Annotated in this window: 13 protein-coding genes; 5 read left to right on the forward strand and 8 right to left on the reverse strand. The window is 67.2% G+C overall.

The window, feature by feature from the left end; translation table 11 throughout:
• Positions 1-87 precede the first annotated feature (87 nt).
• On the forward strand, positions 88-1,431 hold the full coding sequence (locus IP78_RS00215) for an ATP-binding protein (protein ID WP_054109704.1): 1,344 nt from the start codon (positions 88-90) through the stop codon (positions 1,429-1,431).
• Between the two features lie 56 nt (positions 1,432-1,487).
• Positions 1,488-1,976, forward strand: coding sequence for a hypothetical protein (locus tag IP78_RS00220; RefSeq protein ID WP_054109705.1), 489 nt, complete (start codon positions 1,488-1,490; stop codon positions 1,974-1,976).
• Here the strand turns inward: IP78_RS00220 and IP78_RS00225 are convergent.
• From IP78_RS00225 to IP78_RS00235, 3 genes are all read right to left on the reverse strand, one after another.
• Positions 1,953-2,702: a pyrroline-5-carboxylate reductase gene (locus IP78_RS00225; RefSeq protein WP_054109706.1), complete on the reverse strand. Its 750-nt coding sequence runs from the start codon at positions 2,700-2,702 to the stop codon at positions 1,953-1,955. The two genes, IP78_RS00220 and IP78_RS00225, sit on opposite strands and share 24 nt — an antisense overlap.
• Before the next feature lie 32 nt (positions 2,703-2,734).
• Positions 2,735-3,235, reverse strand: a complete 501-nt coding sequence (locus tag IP78_RS00230; RefSeq protein ID WP_054109707.1) for a YbjN domain-containing protein — start codon at positions 3,233-3,235, stop codon at positions 2,735-2,737.
• A gap of 79 nt (positions 3,236-3,314) precedes the next feature.
• Entirely contained in the window at positions 3,315-3,605 is a 291-nt protein-coding gene (locus IP78_RS00235) for an accessory factor UbiK family protein (RefSeq protein WP_054109708.1), read from the reverse strand.
• Between the two features lie 178 nt (positions 3,606-3,783).
• Here IP78_RS00235 and lgt point away from each other — a divergent pair, with 178 nt between their 5' ends.
• The 3 genes from lgt to pgeF are packed head-to-tail and all read left to right on the forward strand — an operon-like array spanning position 3,784 to position 6,518.
• Positions 3,784-4,656: a prolipoprotein diacylglyceryl transferase gene (gene lgt / locus IP78_RS00240; protein WP_054109709.1), complete on the forward strand. Its 873-nt coding sequence runs from the start codon at positions 3,784-3,786 to the stop codon at positions 4,654-4,656.
• A gap of 3 nt (positions 4,657-4,659) precedes the next feature.
• Positions 4,660-5,742 (forward strand): class I SAM-dependent methyltransferase, encoded by a 1,083-nt coding sequence (locus IP78_RS00245; RefSeq protein ID WP_054109710.1) that lies wholly within the window; start codon positions 4,660-4,662, stop codon positions 5,740-5,742.
• Positions 5,739-6,518, forward strand: a complete 780-nt coding sequence (gene pgeF / locus IP78_RS00250) for a peptidoglycan editing factor PgeF (protein WP_054109711.1) — start codon at positions 5,739-5,741, stop codon at positions 6,516-6,518. The genes IP78_RS00245 and pgeF overlap by 4 nt, the downstream gene beginning before the upstream one ends.
• Here pgeF and IP78_RS00255 read toward each other — a convergent pair.
• The 5 genes from IP78_RS00255 to ftsA all read right to left on the reverse strand — a co-directional run bounded on the left by IP78_RS00255 (position 6,466) and on the right by ftsA (position 15,555).
• Positions 6,466-7,683 carry an acyltransferase gene (locus IP78_RS00255; protein WP_054109712.1) on the reverse strand — a complete coding sequence of 406 codons (1,218 nt, stop codon included), beginning with the start codon at positions 7,681-7,683 and terminating at the stop codon, positions 6,466-6,468. The genes pgeF and IP78_RS00255 overlap by 53 nt on opposite strands.
• A gap of 55 nt (positions 7,684-7,738) precedes the next feature.
• Positions 7,739-8,638 (reverse strand): UDP-3-O-acyl-N-acetylglucosamine deacetylase, encoded by a 900-nt coding sequence (gene lpxC, locus IP78_RS00260; RefSeq protein WP_054109713.1) that lies wholly within the window; start codon positions 8,636-8,638, stop codon positions 7,739-7,741.
• Between the two features lie 283 nt (positions 8,639-8,921).
• Positions 8,922-10,463 carry a cell division protein FtsZ gene (gene ftsZ / locus IP78_RS00265; protein WP_054109714.1) on the reverse strand — a complete coding sequence of 514 codons (1,542 nt, stop codon included), beginning with the start codon at positions 10,461-10,463 and terminating at the stop codon, positions 8,922-8,924.
• Positions 10,464-10,706: 243 nt separating this feature from the next.
• Positions 10,707-13,994, reverse strand: a complete 3,288-nt coding sequence (locus IP78_RS00270) for a TonB-dependent receptor domain-containing protein (RefSeq protein ID WP_054109715.1) — start codon at positions 13,992-13,994, stop codon at positions 10,707-10,709.
• Between the two features lie 220 nt (positions 13,995-14,214).
• Positions 14,215-15,555 carry a cell division protein FtsA gene (ftsA, locus tag IP78_RS00275; RefSeq protein WP_255350726.1) on the reverse strand — a complete coding sequence of 447 codons (1,341 nt, stop codon included), beginning with the start codon at positions 15,553-15,555 and terminating at the stop codon, positions 14,215-14,217.
• Positions 15,556-15,575 lie beyond the last annotated feature (20 nt).

The raw sequence follows: 15,575 nt of genomic DNA on the forward strand, positions 1-15,575 counted from the left end.
GGCTCCAGACACGGTGCTCGCGTCCGCCCCCTCCACCGCTTCGCGGTTCCCCTCCCCCGCCGCGCTAGGCTTGCTGGGGAGGATCAAGTGAGGCTCCTCCCCTTCCCCGTCGTCGCGCGCATCCTCAAGCGCCGCCTGCCGACGACGCTGTGGGGACGCTCGCTGCTGATCATCGTCCTGCCTGTCCTGATCATGCAGGGTGCCGTGACCTGGGCCTTCTTCGACATGCACTGGCAGACGGTAACGGCGCGTCTGTCCGAAGGTCTGGCCGGCGACGTGGCCTGGGCCGCCGAGAGCTATCGCGACGAACCCACCGCCGCCAACCTTGCCGAGATCACCGACCAGGCCCAACGGTCGATGCAGCTGTCCGTCGCCCTCCGCCCCGACGCGGTGATACCGACAGAACCCCGGCGCGGCCCCATTGGCGTGGTGGACCGCACGCTCGAGGCGGCGCTGGCGAGCCGTCTCGATCAGCCCTTCTGGTTCGACACCACCCGCTACCCGGCTTACGTCGACATCCAGGTGCAGCAGAGAGACGGCGTCCTAAGGATCATCGCACCCCGCGAACGCGCCGTGGCGACCCAGGCTCACATCTTCGTGCTCTGGCTGATGCTGGCGACCGCCTTGCTGATGGGCGTCGCGATCCTGTTCATCCGCAATCAGGTCCGGGCCATCGAGCGCCTCGCGGACGCCGCCGAGGCGTTCGGACGGGGCGAGGTCACGACCCGCTTCAAGCCTCATGGCGCGCGCGAGGTGCGCCAGGCCGCGGCGGCGTTCATGGACATGCGCGACCGCATCCAGCGCCATATCGACCAGAGGACGGCGCTCCTTGCATCCGTCAGCCACGACCTGCGCACGCCCCTGACCCGTCTACGGCTCGAACTGGCGCTGGCCCCGCCGTTCAAGCGTCAGGCCGCCATGAAGGGCGACCTCGACGAAATGGAACACATGATCGACGAATACCTCGCCTTCGCGCGCGGGGAGGCGGGCGAGGCGCCCCAGACCGTCGACCTGGCGACCCTGCTGAAAACGGCGGGCGAGGACGTGAGGCGCGCCGGTGCCGAAGTCGAGATCGCCGCCCCCAAGGGCCTGAGCGCCTCCTTGCGTCCGCTGGCCTTCAAGCGCGCGCTGGCCAATCTGGCGGGGAACGCGGCGTCCCATGGTGAGCACGTCCGCCTGTCCGCCCGCGCCCTGCCGTCGGGCGGCGTCGAGATCGCGATCGAGGACGACGGTCCCGGCATCCCCGAGGACATGCACGAGGAGGCTTTCCGCCCCTTCAGCCGGCTGGACGAAAGCCGCAACCAGAACCGAAAAGGTGTGGGCCTGGGTCTCGCCATCGCGCGTGATGTCGCGCGCAGCCATGGCGGCGACATCACGCTGGATCGCAGCGATCTCGGAGGTTTGAAGGCGCTTGTTCGCTTGCCGGGCTAGCGGAACGGCCAGACAAGGCGCATCTTCTCTCTGTCAGGGAAACCTCGGAGGTCGCCATGCGCCGTTTCGCCTTTCTTGCTCCACTCGCCCTCGCCATGGGCCTCGCCGCCCCGGCCGCCGCTCAGCCCACAGTCAATGTGACCATCGGCGGAGACCTGGTCGAACAGGTCGAGACCCTGGGTCAGCGCGACGTGGACCTGCAGCTGGAGCGCCTGCGCTCGGTGGTGGCGCGCGAGCTTGATCGGCGCGGCGCGCTGGACGGGGCCCAGATCAATCTCGTCATCACCGACCTCAAGCCCAATCGCCCAACCTTCCAGCAGGCGGTGGACCGTCCGGGCCTGTCGATCATCGACAGCATCTCCATCGGCGGCGCCACCATCGAGGGCGAGGTCATCACGGCCGACGGCCAGCGCCTGCCGGTCCGTTTCTCGCGCTACTCACCCACCCTGGCCGATGTTCAGGGCTTCACCACCTGGCAGGACGCCGAGCGGGCCTATAGCCGTCTGGCCGTGAACCTGGCATCAGGACGTCTGGTCACCCGCTAGGGTCCGGGCGCGGGCGACGGCCGCATCGACAGCGGCCATCGCGGCCTCGCCGAGCCCCGCTTCGGCCAAGGCGTCGAGTCCGGCGCGGGTCGTCCCCCCAGGCGACGCGATGCGCGCGACAAGGTCGTCGAGCGAAGCGTCGGTCGCCGCGCCTGCCCCAGCCGACCGCAACGCCCCTCGCGCCAGACGCTCGGCCGCCTCGGGGGGCAGCCCCGCCTCGGTACCCGCCAAAGCCAGAGCCTGAGCGAATGCGTGGAAGAAGGCCGGCGCGGACCCCGCGACCGCTGTGGCAGGGTCGAGCAGAGCCTCCTGATCGAGATCAACTGCGTCGGCGACAGGATCGAACAGATCGTGGGCCATGGCGCGCGCAGCCGCATCCTGCGACCAGATCGCGGCGACGCCCTGAGCCTGGGCTACCGCAGTGGTCGGCATCACGCGGGCAATGGGTCGACTGAGAACTGAGGCGATGTCGGCGGCGCGGACCCCCGCCATCACGGAAATCACAATGGCTCCCGGCGGCACGGACGCCGCCAGCCGCGTCACTGCCTCCCGCCAGGTTCCGGGCTTCACTGCGATAACGAGCGCCCGGGTGTCGACCGGACAAGCAGGCTGGTTGGCACGCGTGAGGATTGTGGGCGTCGCCGCGCCCGTCAGCCGCCAGCCTTCCGCCAGGGCGGAGCCCAGACGGCCATGGCCGAGAAGTGTGATGGGAAGGGCGGCGGTCACGCGCGGATCGTGCGCGTTGGCAACCGAGTCGGCTAGGCCGTCCCCACGGTCTCGAACAGGCAGCTATCGATCGCGTCCTGGGGCCGCTTGTTGCCCCGGATCATGAAGTCGAACGCGGGATAATACCGATCCGCCGCCTCGATCGCCGCGTCGATCATCGACGCCGCCTGGGCCAGCGTCGGGCGCTCGCCATGCGGAAGGGCCAAGGAATGGCGGAAGACGATCTCGCCGTCCTCGGGCCACACCTCGAAATGGCCCATCCAGGTCCGCTGGTTGACCATCGACACCAGTTCATAGGCCGCCGGGCGCCGCCCCTTGGTCGCGCGCAGGTCCAGCGCACAGCACAGCTGCAGGCAGTCGCCCTCCGGCCGCCAGGCGAACCACAGCTCGTAATCCTTCCAGTCGCCGGCGAGCGCGAAGGCCAGATCCCCGTCATCGGTGCGGTCGAACGGCAGATTCTCGGCGTTCAGCACATGCTCGACCACATCCAGCGGATCGTAGGGAACGTCGACTTCGTGTCCGACAGCATCCATTGGAAAACTCAGGTCTCTCGGCGGGCGGGGCGCGACTCATGCGCCATGGGAAGACGGTAGGCGTGTTCGCGGATTCGGCTCAACCGGCTGCGTCCGGAAGACGAGTTCCGTCCGTGGACGTTCCCGTCTCGGGCTTGTTCGCCTTTTTGGCGGCGGGCGCCTTCAGGGCCGCGACCTCGGCGCGCAGGGCGGCGATTTCGGCTTTCAGGGCGTCGAACTCGTCTCGGCGGACCAGGTCCATCTCGGCCACGAAGCGGTCGGACTGGGCGCGGAAGGCGGCCTTGGCCTCCTCGCCCGCCGCCTGGGCCAGCCCCATGGCGCTGGTCCCCAGCTTGGAGAACTCGTCGAGAAAGGGATTGCGGGTCTGCATGGGCATCTCCGGCCCGCGAGCGGCGCGGGCGTCGTTAAGGAAGGGTCTGCGGATATGGTGAACCAATCCTTACCCGGCCATCCCCTGCATAGCCTCAATCGAGGCCGAAAGGTGTCGCCCTCGCGCGACGCGGCGTCGCTTGCTAAAGGGCCGAGGACAACGCTGCAGGAGCGCCCGCGTGATCTTTCCCGAGTTCGACCCCGTCCTGATCCAGCTGGGGCCGCTTCCGATCCGCTGGTATGCCCTGGCCTATGTCGCCGGCATCGTGCTGGGCTGGGTCTATGCCGCGCGCATCCTCAAGACCGAGCGCATCTGGTCGCCGGGCAAGCCGCCGCTGACCACGCCGCAGCTGGACGATCTGGTGCTCTGGATCACGCTGGGCATCATCCTCGGAGGCCGCCTCGGCTACGTCCTCTTCTACAAGCCCGCGATCCTCGGCCAGATCTTCACCGGTGACAGCCTGGGCGAGCGGCTCGAGCTGTTCCAGCTGTGGACCGGCGGCATGTCCTTCCACGGCGGCTTCCTCGGCGTCGTGCTGGCGGTCGTGATCTTCGGACGCCGCAACAAGGCCAATCTGCTGAGCATCGGCGACGCCATCGCCCCCGTCGTGCCACTGGGCCTGTTCTTCGGCCGCATCGCCAACTTCGCCAATGGCGAGCTGTGGGGTCGGGTCACTGACGCGCCCTGGGCGATCCGCTTCTGCAACAATCGCATCCGCGAGACCTTCGGCTTCTGCCCCGCCGGCGATCTGCCGCGGCACCCCAGCCAGCTCTATGAGGCCGCGCTGGAGGGCATCTTGCTGTTCGTCGTCCTTTGGCTCGCAGTCTGGAAGTGGAAGCTGCTGACCAAGCCCGGCTATGTCACCGGCATCTTCCTCGTTGGCTACGGCCTCAGCCGCGCGGCGATCGAGACGGTGCGCGAGCCCGACAGCCACATGCCCGAGGCGCTGCAGGGTGTCATCACAATGGGCATGCTGCTGTCCATCCCGATGATCCTGGTCGGGGCCTGGCTGATCTGGCGTGCCCGCAGCCGTCCGCCCGTCGCCGCCTGATCCATGTCGGACGGGAGCCTGAAGGCCAGTCTGGTCCGCGAGATCGCACTGACTGGCCCGATGACCGTGGCGGACTACGTCACCCGCTGCCTGCACGACCCGCAGGGCGGCTATTACGCCACCCGGCCGGAGCTCGGCGCGCGCGGCGACTTTATCACCGCGCCGCTGGTCAGCCAGATGTTCGGCGAGCTGATCGGCCTCTGGGCCGTCGAAACGTGGCACCGCCTCGGCGCGCCGGAGCGGGTGAGACTGGTCGAGGTCGGCCCCGGCGACGGCACCCTGATGGCCGACGCGCTGCGCGCCGCGCGGCTGGCCCCTGATTTCCTCTCGGCTCTCGACCTGATCCTGATCGAACCCAGCCGCCCTCTGCGCGACGTGCAGGCCCGGCGACTGACCGACACCGACACCGCGCCCCGCTGGGTCTCCTCGCTGGAGGCCGTCGAACGCGACGCCCCCGTGATCCTGATCGCCAATGAGGTGTTGGACTGCCTGCCCGCCCGCCAGTTCGTGAGGACCGAGACCGGCTGGGGCGAACGCCGCGTCGGCGTCTCGGACAACGGCGAGCTCCTGTTCGGCCTGACCGGCATCACCGGCGGCTTCGTCCGCCCGGCCTTCGACGTCGCCCCCGGCGACCTGATCGAGCTCTCGGACCAGCAGGCCGCGTTCGGCCGCGACCTGGGCCGCCTGGTTTCCGAAGCGACGGGCGCGGCGCTGCTGATCGACTACGGTCGCGACCGCCCCGGACCCGGCGACACGCTCCAGGCGCTCCGCCGCCACGCCAAGGTCGATCCCCTCGCCACGCCGGGCGAGGTCGATCTGACCCAATGGGCCGACTTCCCCAACGTGCTAGAAGCCGCCGTCCGCGCCGGCGCCGACGTCACCGGCTGCCTCGGCCAGGGCGATTTCCTGCGCCGTCTCGGGATCGAGGCGCGCGCCGAGCGGTTGATGTCGACACGCCCCGACGCAGCCCCGGTCATCCAGCGACAGCTCGACCGGCTGACCGCCGACGACGAGATGGGCGTATTGTTCAAGGCGGCGGCGATCTTTTCACCGCCGACCCTCGATGTTCCAGGATTCGAGCCATGAGCGAGACGGTGGAAGCGCCCGAACCCATCACGCACGCCCTCCTCGACGGGGTCCGCCACGGTTTCTTCACGCGCAGGGGCGGCGTCTCGACCGGCTTGTTCGAGGGCCTCAACACCGGCATCGGCTCGAGCGACGACCCCGCTGCCGTGGCCGAGAATCGCCGCCGTGTGGCCGACAGCCTCGGTGGCACCCCCGACGACCTCGCCGCCTGCTACCAGATCCACTCCTCCATCACCCGCGTCGCAGCAGGCCCCTGGCGCGGCGACCGGCCCGAGGGCGACGCGGTCGTAACCGCCACGCCCGGCGTCATCTGCGCTGTCCTGACCGCTGACTGCGCGCCCATCCTGATGGCCGACCAGGAAGCCGCCGTCATTGGGGCCGTCCATGCCGGCTGGAAGGGCGCTCTGGGCGGTGTGGTCCGTAGCGCCGTCAAGGCGATGGAAGCGCTGGGCGCACGGGCCAACCGCATCCGCGCCGTCGTGGGCCCCTGCATCGCCCACGAAAGCTACGAGGTCGGCCTCGACTTCCAGGCCCGCTTCGAACATCACGACCCCGGCGCGGACCGCTTCTTCGCGGTCGGCGCGACGCCGGACAAGCGCCGCTTCGATCTGCCCGGCTTCGTCCTGTGGCGGCTGGAACAGGCCGGCGTCGACGAGGCCGCCTGGACCGGCCACGACACCTGCGCGGACGAGGCCACCTTCTACTCCAACCGCCGCGCCTACCTCAGGGGCGAGCCGGACTTTGGACGACTGATGTCGGCGATTGTGCTGGACTGACCTCCGACATGCGCCGGCGCGGTTCCAACCATCGACGCGCGGGTTGTTCGAGGTACCGATAGCTCAAGATAGCGGCAACGAGCGTGACGCCAAGATAAAGGCCTGCCGAGACAAGCGTTCGATGACCCGCGTCCGCAAAGATCCAAAGCAGGGGAAAGTGCCAGACATAGAGTCCAAAAGAGATCGTCCCCAGCCGAATGAGGCTGTCAGCACCGAGTAGGGCAACGATACGACTGCCTGTAAGGATCAGGACGAGCAGACCACCCGCTCCCAGAACGCCCAGGGCGTAAACGAGGATCTGACCGCTCAGCAACTGAGGCTTGACCTGGAAGGCGTCCGTAAAAACATCCTTGCCTGATGTCGAAACCTGCGCGTTCTGAAGGATGACGCACACAGCGGCTAAGGTCGCCAGCCCGACCGGAATGGCCCAGGTCAGCCGGCGAGCCAGCCTGGAGCCGGTAAGCGCGCGAAGCCGACCCTCGTTGATTGCGATGAGCCCGCCCAGCGCGAAAGCGTCCAGATGATTGAAGGTGAGCTGGTAAATCGCCGTCGCCACGTCGGGCACCGACCAACCCAGCGCTGAAAAGACCATATGGGTGCCTAGTCGCCAGAATGGACCCAGGATCACGAGCAGGGCAAACAGAACAACCAGCTGGGCACGGCGCAACCCCGCAAACAACAACGGGAACAGAAGATAGTACTGTTCCTCGACAGACAGACTCCAAAGGTGCCCGAACATCCGGGTTTCTTCGTAGCCGGGTATCACTCGGAACACGTTGAATGTTCCCGTCATCAGCCACGGCACCTGGGTCAGGAAGGCCAATGACTCGGGTCTGTCAAACAGCCAGGCCTCCAAGCAGAGGGTCGCGACACCGACAGTGATCGCAGCAAGGTAGAGCGGCAGAATCCGTGCGATCCGCGCCCGGTAGAACCGGCCCGGCGAGACAGGCTGCCCGGCCGCCTCGGCCCGCACCATGGATCGGGTGATCACGAAGCCGGACAGGGTGAAAAACACCCAGACACCAAGCCATCCGCACCAGAGCCAGCCCATGTGAAACAGGATGACGGCAAGCGCCGTAAGGCCGCGCAGTCCCTGAACCTCAGGGATGATGTCCCCGTTCACACCCGCCTGCACGTCAGTGCCGCTCCCCGCCCCGGGAAGCATCAAGACTCAACTTAGACGGCGTTTCCAGCCCTGGCGGCTCAACCAGGGGCCGCAGTCAACCGACGCGCGCGAGCTGTGGCGCCAAGACCACTTCGCGCCACGCGTGAGGATGGGACATCAAGGCGCGCACCAGCCGATTGTTCACCGCATGACCCGCCTTGTAGCCCTCATAACGACCGAGCAACGGCGCACCCAGCACATAGAGATCACCGATCGCATCCAGGGCCTTGTGGCGCACGAACTCACGTTCCATCCGCAGGCCGCCTGGATTCAGTATCTCCTCGCCGTCGATGACGACCGCGTTCTCCAGGCTTCCACCACGGGCCAGCCCCGCCAGACGCAGAGCCTCGACCTCATGGGCGAAGCCGAACGTGCGGGCGGACATGATCTCTTCGCGGAAGGTCTGTTCATCGACCACGAAGTCAATGACCTGGTTGCCGACGACCGCGTTGTCGAAGTCGATCTCGAACCGCATCTCATAGCGGTCGCAGGGCAGGAGCGCGGCGTGCTTGTCGCCGTCCGTGACATGGACCGGTTCGAGGATCTCGATATAGCGGACCGGTGCCTCCTGACGACGAAAACCCGCCCGGTCCAGCAGCTGGACGAACGGCAGGGCTGAACCGTCCAGGATCGGCAGCTCGGGTCCGTCGACCTCGACGATCGCGTTCGATACGCCAAGCGCGCAGAAGGCGGCCATCAGATGCTCGATGGTCGACAGCTGAACGCCCGCTTCGTTCTGGATCATCGTGTTCAGTCGGGCATCAACGACAGCGTCGCCCGCCACAGGGATGCGGTTGTCGCGATCCGACACATCGGTGCGGACGAAGACGATGCCCGTCCCGGACGGCGCGGACCGAATGGCCAGTCGCACGCGCTGGCCCGTGTGCACGCCCACGCCGGCGCAGATCGCCGGAGCGATTAGGGTCCGTTCGCGATGATCGGGCCTTGTAGGCAAAAGACACACTCGACGATGGCCGCGCGTCTGAAGCGCGCATTAACCGAAGCTGGATGCCTACCGGGGGCGGTCGCCAGCGCAAACCAAATCAGGGTTTCGGATTGTTACGCAAAGGAGGTTCTAGGTTTCAGGTTCGTGGTGCCAGGGACGTCCGCGTGTGCCCCAAGAAGAACCCAGGGCTCAGCTCGCAGAGTCGCTCCGATGAGCGGGAGCGTCATGCCAAAAGGCAAAAGGGGCGGTCCGGGAAGACCGCCCCTAGAACCTCAAACCTGGAACCTGACCCCTAGTTCGCCAGCCGTCGCAGAAACGACGGGATTTCCAGGTCATCCTCGGCCGGAACGGGCTCTGGAGCCGTCTGGGTCGTCTGACGCAGCTCGGGCTGGGCCGGGGCCGGACGGGCGGGCGGTTGGACAGGCGCATGGGCGGTCTGGGCGCGCGGCTTCTTGCCGAACAGGCTCCAGCCCGAGCGACGATGATCCGGCTCCTGATAGACCGGCTCCTCGGCGCGGGCCGGGGCGGCCGGGGCGTCGAAGTACAGGTCACCCTGGTCCGAAGCCACCGTGGCCACACGGCCGTGATCCTGTTCAAAGGCCTCGACCCACGGATCGACGATTGGCTCCAGCTTGCGCTCGTCCTCGGCGACGTGGATGACAGGCTCGGGCGTGCGGGCCACTGCGGGCTCCGGGGCCTGGAAGGTCGGGACGATCGGCGCGGCCTCGGGCGCGCGATAGGCGGCTGCGACCGGGGCCTCGCGGCGAGCGGGCTCGCTGCGCAGCGTGGCCTGAGCGACCGGCTCGGCGCGGCGCGGCTCGTGGAAGGCGGGCTGGCGGGTGGCGACCGGCTCGATCTTGGCGGTGGCGACCTCGTCCATGCCGGTGGCGACCACCGAGACGCGGATCTTGCCGTCCAGGGCCGGATCGAAGGCCGCCCCGAAGATGATGTTGGCATCGCCGTCGACCTCAGCCGAAATGGCGTTAGCGGCTTCATCGACCTCCAGCAGGGTCATGTCCAGACCGCCGGTGATGTTGACCAGCACGGCCTTGGCGCCCTTCAGGCTGGTCTCGTCGAGCAGAGGGTTGGCGATGGCGTTCTGGGCGGCCAGCAGGGCGCGGTCGTCGCCGGTGGCCTCTCCGGTGCCCATCATCGCCTTGCCCATCTCGGACATGACAGCGCGGACGTCGGCGAAGTCGAGGTTGATCAGGCCCGGCAGGATCATCAGGTCGGTGATCGAGCGCACGCCCGAATGCAGGACCTGGTCGGCCATGCCAAACGCGTCGGCGAAGGTCGTGCGCTCGTTGGCGACGCGGAACAGGTTCTGGTTCGGAATGACGATCAGGGTGTCGACGTAACGCTGCAGCTCGGCGATGCCGGCGTCCGCCAGGCGCATGCGGTGACGGCCCTCGAACGTGAAGGGCTTGGTCACGACGCCGACGGTCAGGATCCCCCGGTCGCGCGCGCACTTGGCGATGATGGGGGCCGCGCCCGTCCCGGTGCCGCCACCCATTCCGGCGGTGATGAAGACCATATGCGCGCCTTCCAGGTGCGCGTGGATCTCGTCGGCGCTCTCCTCGGCGGCGTTCATGCCGACCTCGGGGTGGGCACCGGCACCCAACCCTTGCGTGATCGTCTCGCCCAGCTGGATGCGACGGTCGGTCTTGGCGAAGGACAGATGCTGGGCGTCGGTGTTGGCGACCACAAACTCGACGCCTTCCAGGCCGGCGTCGATCATGTTGTTGACCGCGTTACCGCCTGCGCCGCCGACGCCGAACACGACGATCCGGGGCTTCAGTTCCGTGGCCTGCGGCCGCACCAGCGAAAGAGACATTCCGTAACCGACCTTCTGTTCCGACCCTGCCCTGAACGGTTCCGATGCGAAGGCCCCGCCGGTTCGCATTGGTTATGAGCGCGTTAAGGATCACCCAGCGCCGTTAAGGGAAGGTTACCGGATAGCGTGAGTCGGGCTTCTGCGAAGGCACGCAGGAAGCGTCACAACACAAATGCAGAGAGAAAACGAAAGAAGGGCGGCCCTTGCGGACCGCCCTCCCTTCAGTCTGGCGATGTACGGTTCTTAGAACGGCCGGTAGTTCAGGCCGATGAAGAATCGCGTGCCCCACGGGTCGAAGTTGCTCGTGGTGGCCGTGCCGAGGTAGCGCGACTGCTCAGCGTCGAAGGCGTTGACCACACCCGCGCGGACCGAGAGATCGTCGCGGACGTTCCAGCGAACCGTGAAGTCGTGACGAGCGAAGTTGCCCGTGTTCAGACCGTCGACGGGACGGCTGTCAGCGTTGTTGATGAAGTCACGCGGGTCGATGATGTCCTGAGCGGTCTGCCAGTCAACCGTCCAGTTCACGCTCCAGGTCGAGTTGGGCGTGTAGGTCAGCGACGAGGTGAAGCGGACCCGCGGGAAGAACACGCCGCTGGACAGCTCGGTCCCGTCCGTCGGGTCATTCGAGTTCAGGAACTGCTCCTGCTCGATCAGCCACAGCCCACCGATCGAGTAGTCCAGACGACCCAGGTTCCAGCCATTCATCTCCTCGAAGTCATAGGAATAACGAGCGGTGAAATCGAGGCCGCGGGTCGTCAGGGCGGCGTAGTTGACCGAACCCTGGATGAAGCCGCCGATCGGGTCGCCAGCGGGGGCGCCGATGTAGAACTCACGGCCCGGGGTCGGGTCGCGGCGGAAGATGGTGGCGCAGGCCGCCGAGTTGAGCGAAGCGCCGTTCACGCAGTTGTTGGCGGCGGTCTGGGCCGACACGGCCGCGATCACGTTGGTGATCTCGATCTCGTAGTAGTCCAGGATCAGGCTCAGGTTCGGGATGAAGCTGGGTTCGATCACCGTCGAGAAGGTGAAGGATTCCGACTCTTCCGGCTGCAGGAAGGGGTTGCCGCCGTTCACGCCGGCGACGCCCGAGCCATAGATCGGGTTGAAGTCGTCGACGTTGGTCGCCGTGGCGCCCGCGAAGTCGAAGGTCAGACCCTGCTGGGCGGCGAGCGCCGTGCAGTTTGCGATCCGGTTGTTGCGGATTTCGGTGTTGGTCTGGGCGATGATGTTCGCCGTGGCGCAGGGGTCGTTCACCGCGTTGAAGAAGGTCTGGGAGAACGGCGAGAAGTTCTCGGCCAGGTTCGGCACGCGGATCGAGGTGTTGAAGCTGGTCTTGAACGCGATCTCCTGGATCGGGCGGTAGACGAGGTTCACGCCATAGACTTCCTGCTCGCCGACGGTGCTGTAGTCGGCGTAGCGGTACGAGCCCGACAGCTCGGCGTAGTCGCCCAGCCAGCCGTCGCGGAACAGCGGAACCGCCAGTTCGGCGAAGAGTTCGTCGGTCTCATACTCGGCACCCGGGAAGTCGGCACCGGTATTGAGGAACAGCAGGCGGTCGCCGGTCGAGCGCGTGCGGCCGAGGCCCTCAGTATACTCACGACGGTATTCGTAGCCCAAGGCCACGCCGATCGGACCGGCCCCCCAGAAGTCCCACAGCTGACCCGAGACGGCGCCGAGGATCTGCTCCTGCTCGTTGACGTGGCTGACCGAGATCGTCGCGTCGACGTAGTTAAGAGCTTCCGCGCTCTGGTTGCCTTCACCGAAGATGTTCAACGGTACGCACTGGTTCAGGTCGAGCGTGCCCTGGGCGGAGTCGCGCAGGTCGCCTCCACGCAGGCGGTCAGCGGCAACGCCACCCGACGCCGCGATCAGACGCGAGCGGCAGACGATGGCCCCCGGCGTGCCCAGCACACCGGCGGTGTCGACCACGGCGTCGGCCGCGAGGGCGAAGCGCAGGACGTCGACGCCGCGCTCGAAGTTCTCGTTGCGGGCCTCGCCGTAGACGTACGACAGGTCCCACGCGATGTTGTCGACGAACAGGAAGCGATCGTGTGTGCCGTTCAGGCCGACCACGAAGCGCTCGACCTCACGCGTGTTGTCCTGGGTCCGCTGCGGACCGAACATGCGGTGTTCGGCCCAGGGACGCGCCGTCGTCGTGGTCGGCTGGCTGCCCTGGGTCGCGGTCGGGGCCGAGTAGTTCTGGACCACGTTGGCCAGGATCGCGTCACGCAGGTTGGACGGCAGGAAGGCGTTGTCGAGACGCAGGTCGAACTGCGACACGGCGCGAACGACGTTGGTCTGGTTGGCGGCGTAGGTCGTGTTCGACAGGAAGGCGCTGAAGAACGTCGGCTGGGACACATCGAAGGTGTCCTCGGTGATGAACTTGTACTCACCGGTCAGGCTGATGTTGTCGGTGATCGCGAAGGTCGAACCGACCTGGTAGCGCTGCGATTCCGACTCACCGACCCGCGACTCCTGGCCGAAGTTGGCGATCGGCTCGCCATCGCCGCCGATGTTGAACACGCGGTTGGTCCCGGTGTTGCCGATGCGCTGGCCGAAGTTGGCCAGACGCGCCGTCGTGCCGTCGAACCAGTAGGTGCGCGTCGGGTCGACCGCGTAGCAGTTGGGGCTGGTGAGGCTGGTGCAGGTCGCAAACGGAACGTCGGGATCGTTCAGCGGGCTGGCCGGCTGGCTGTTGGCCAGGGTCGTCGAACCCCAGCGGGGGCGGTCAAGACGACGTACATTGTTGAACAGGATCGCGTCCGTATTGCCGTCGAAGGGGGTGGCGGCGGGATCGGCGTCGATGCCAAGCAGGAGCCAGCCGTCGCGCAGCCAGTCAACGTCAAGCGTCTTGATTTCCTCGTTCCGGTCCCACTCGGCGTGAGCGTAGAGGTTCAGGCGGTCGTCGAACAGGTTGATACCGGCCAGGGCCGACACGCGGTTGTTGGCTTCACCGTTCTGGTTGATCTGGCCGTAGTTGGCGTCGATCTCCAGCCCTTCGAAATCCTTGCGGAGCACGAAGTTCAGAACACCCGAGACGGCGTCCGCGCCGTACACCGACGACGCACCACCGGTGACGATCTCGATGTTCTGGATCAGGAGGCGCGGAATGCTGTCGATGTCGACCGCGAGGCTACCCTGGGCGGCACCAACGTGACGACGGCCATCAACCAGGGTAAGGGTGCGGCCCGAACCCAGCGAGCGCAGGTTCGGCAGCGACAGACCACCGTCGTTCAGGTTACCGCCGGTCGTGTCGGACGGAACTACCGAGTTCGACAGGGCCGGGATAGTGGCCAGGTAATCGATGACGGTCGACTGACCGGTGGTGAGCAGCGCCTCGCGCTCGACCTGGATCAGCGGCGTCGCCGAGTTCGTCGGGTCGCGGCGGATACGCGAACCGGTGACGACGATCTCTTCGACCTGGGTCGCTTCCTGCTCCTGGGCCGGCGCGGACTGCGCGAAAGCCGGAGCCGAGAAGGACATGATGCCTGCGAGCACGGTCGTGCTGAACAGGAGCTTGCGAGTGGAAATCATTGAGATGGCCCCGATTGCGAAAAACACACGACAGCCCTCCTGAGGGTGACGCTTGCTGTGATTGCTAACCGCCCTCTGCCCCGGTCGCAACCATTGAGGCGCCGCTGCGGCAGACTGAACGCAGATTTGTTACAATCAAGTCACAGTCCGGCCTCAGGGCAGTCGATTTCAAGGCCATGCAAGAACAGGCGATACGGGCCGTCAGCGGCTTGCGATGTCGCTAGAGGTTGTCGCGCAACCAGCCAGCGGCGCGGGCGACCAGGTTGCCCCGGTGGACGCGCGGGGCGTCGGCGGCGGTGATCTGGCGCGACATCAGCTTGCGCGCCGAGACCGCCTCGCGCGGACCATAGGCTGCGCGGAGCAATACGCCAGCGGCCGAACAGAAGGCCGGCCCTGCAGCTGAGTCGGCCAGGTGCGGGGCCCGCTGCGGCCGGCCCAGACGCACAGGCCGATCGAAGACCCGAACCGCGAGCTCACGCACGCCGTTCAGCTGACTCGCGCCCCCGGTCAGGACGAGGCCAGCGCCGGGCTCCAGCCCTGTCCCCGTCGCCTTGAGACGGTCGCGGAGCAGTTCCAGGGTCTCCTCGACGCGTGGCGCGATGACGGTCTTCAGCATGGCGCGTGGCACGATCACGGGACCGGCGCCGGGCTCCTCGCCGCGCGGCGGGGCCTCCAGCATCTCGCGGTCCTCGTGCGCCGCCGCCATGGCCGAGCCGTGCAAGGTCTTCAGGCGCTCGGCCCCCGCCTTGGACGTCGACAGGCCCCGGGCGATGTCAGAGGTGACGTGATCGCCACCGACGTTCAGCGATTCGATGTGCAGCAGGCTCCGCCCACCCCAAACCGCAGCCGAGGTCGAGCCCCCGCCCATGTCGATACAGACGCAGCCCAGATCCATCTCATCTTCCTCGAGCGCGGCGAGCGAGGAGACGACGGGGGCTGCGGCCACGCCCTGAAGGTCGAGGTGGGCCAGCTCCAGACAGTGGCTGAGTGCGTTGAAGGCGCTCTCGGCCATCGACACCACCAGAAGGTCGAGCCCCAGAGAGCCGCCGCGCATCGAGCGCGGGTCATGGACGCCGCGCGCGCCGTCCACAGACCAGGCGATGGGGAGGACATGGATGGGTCGACGATTCGGCAGGCGGATCTGGGCCAGGGCCATGCCGATGGCGCGCGCCAGGTCCGCATCGCCAATGGGGTTGGCCCCCAGCGACACCCGGGCCTGCACCCGGTGGCTGGCCATCTGTCCGATCGCGGTGGTGACGACAACGCCGGAGACCGGCGCCCCGGCGGTGCGCTCGGCCCGCTCCACGGCGTGACCAATGGCTTGCGCCGCCTCGTCCATGTTGACGATGGAACCACCCTTCACGCCCTTGGACTGAACGTGGCTGGCCCCCGCCACGCGAATGGTCCGGTCGGCGTGGCGCACGCCGTCCGGCTTCATGATGAAGCAGGCGACTTTCGACTGGCCCAGGTCCAGGGCCGCCACGACCGGCGCGCGGTTGCTCAGCCCGTTTCTGTCGAACTTCGCCGCGTCCGCCGCCGGATCGACCTTCTTGCCCGCCATGCCCGTGAAGTCCCCTACTC

Source organism: Brevundimonas sp. AAP58, assembly GCF_001295975.1.
In the GTDB taxonomy this organism is placed as follows: Bacteria; Pseudomonadota; Alphaproteobacteria; order Caulobacterales; family Caulobacteraceae; genus Brevundimonas.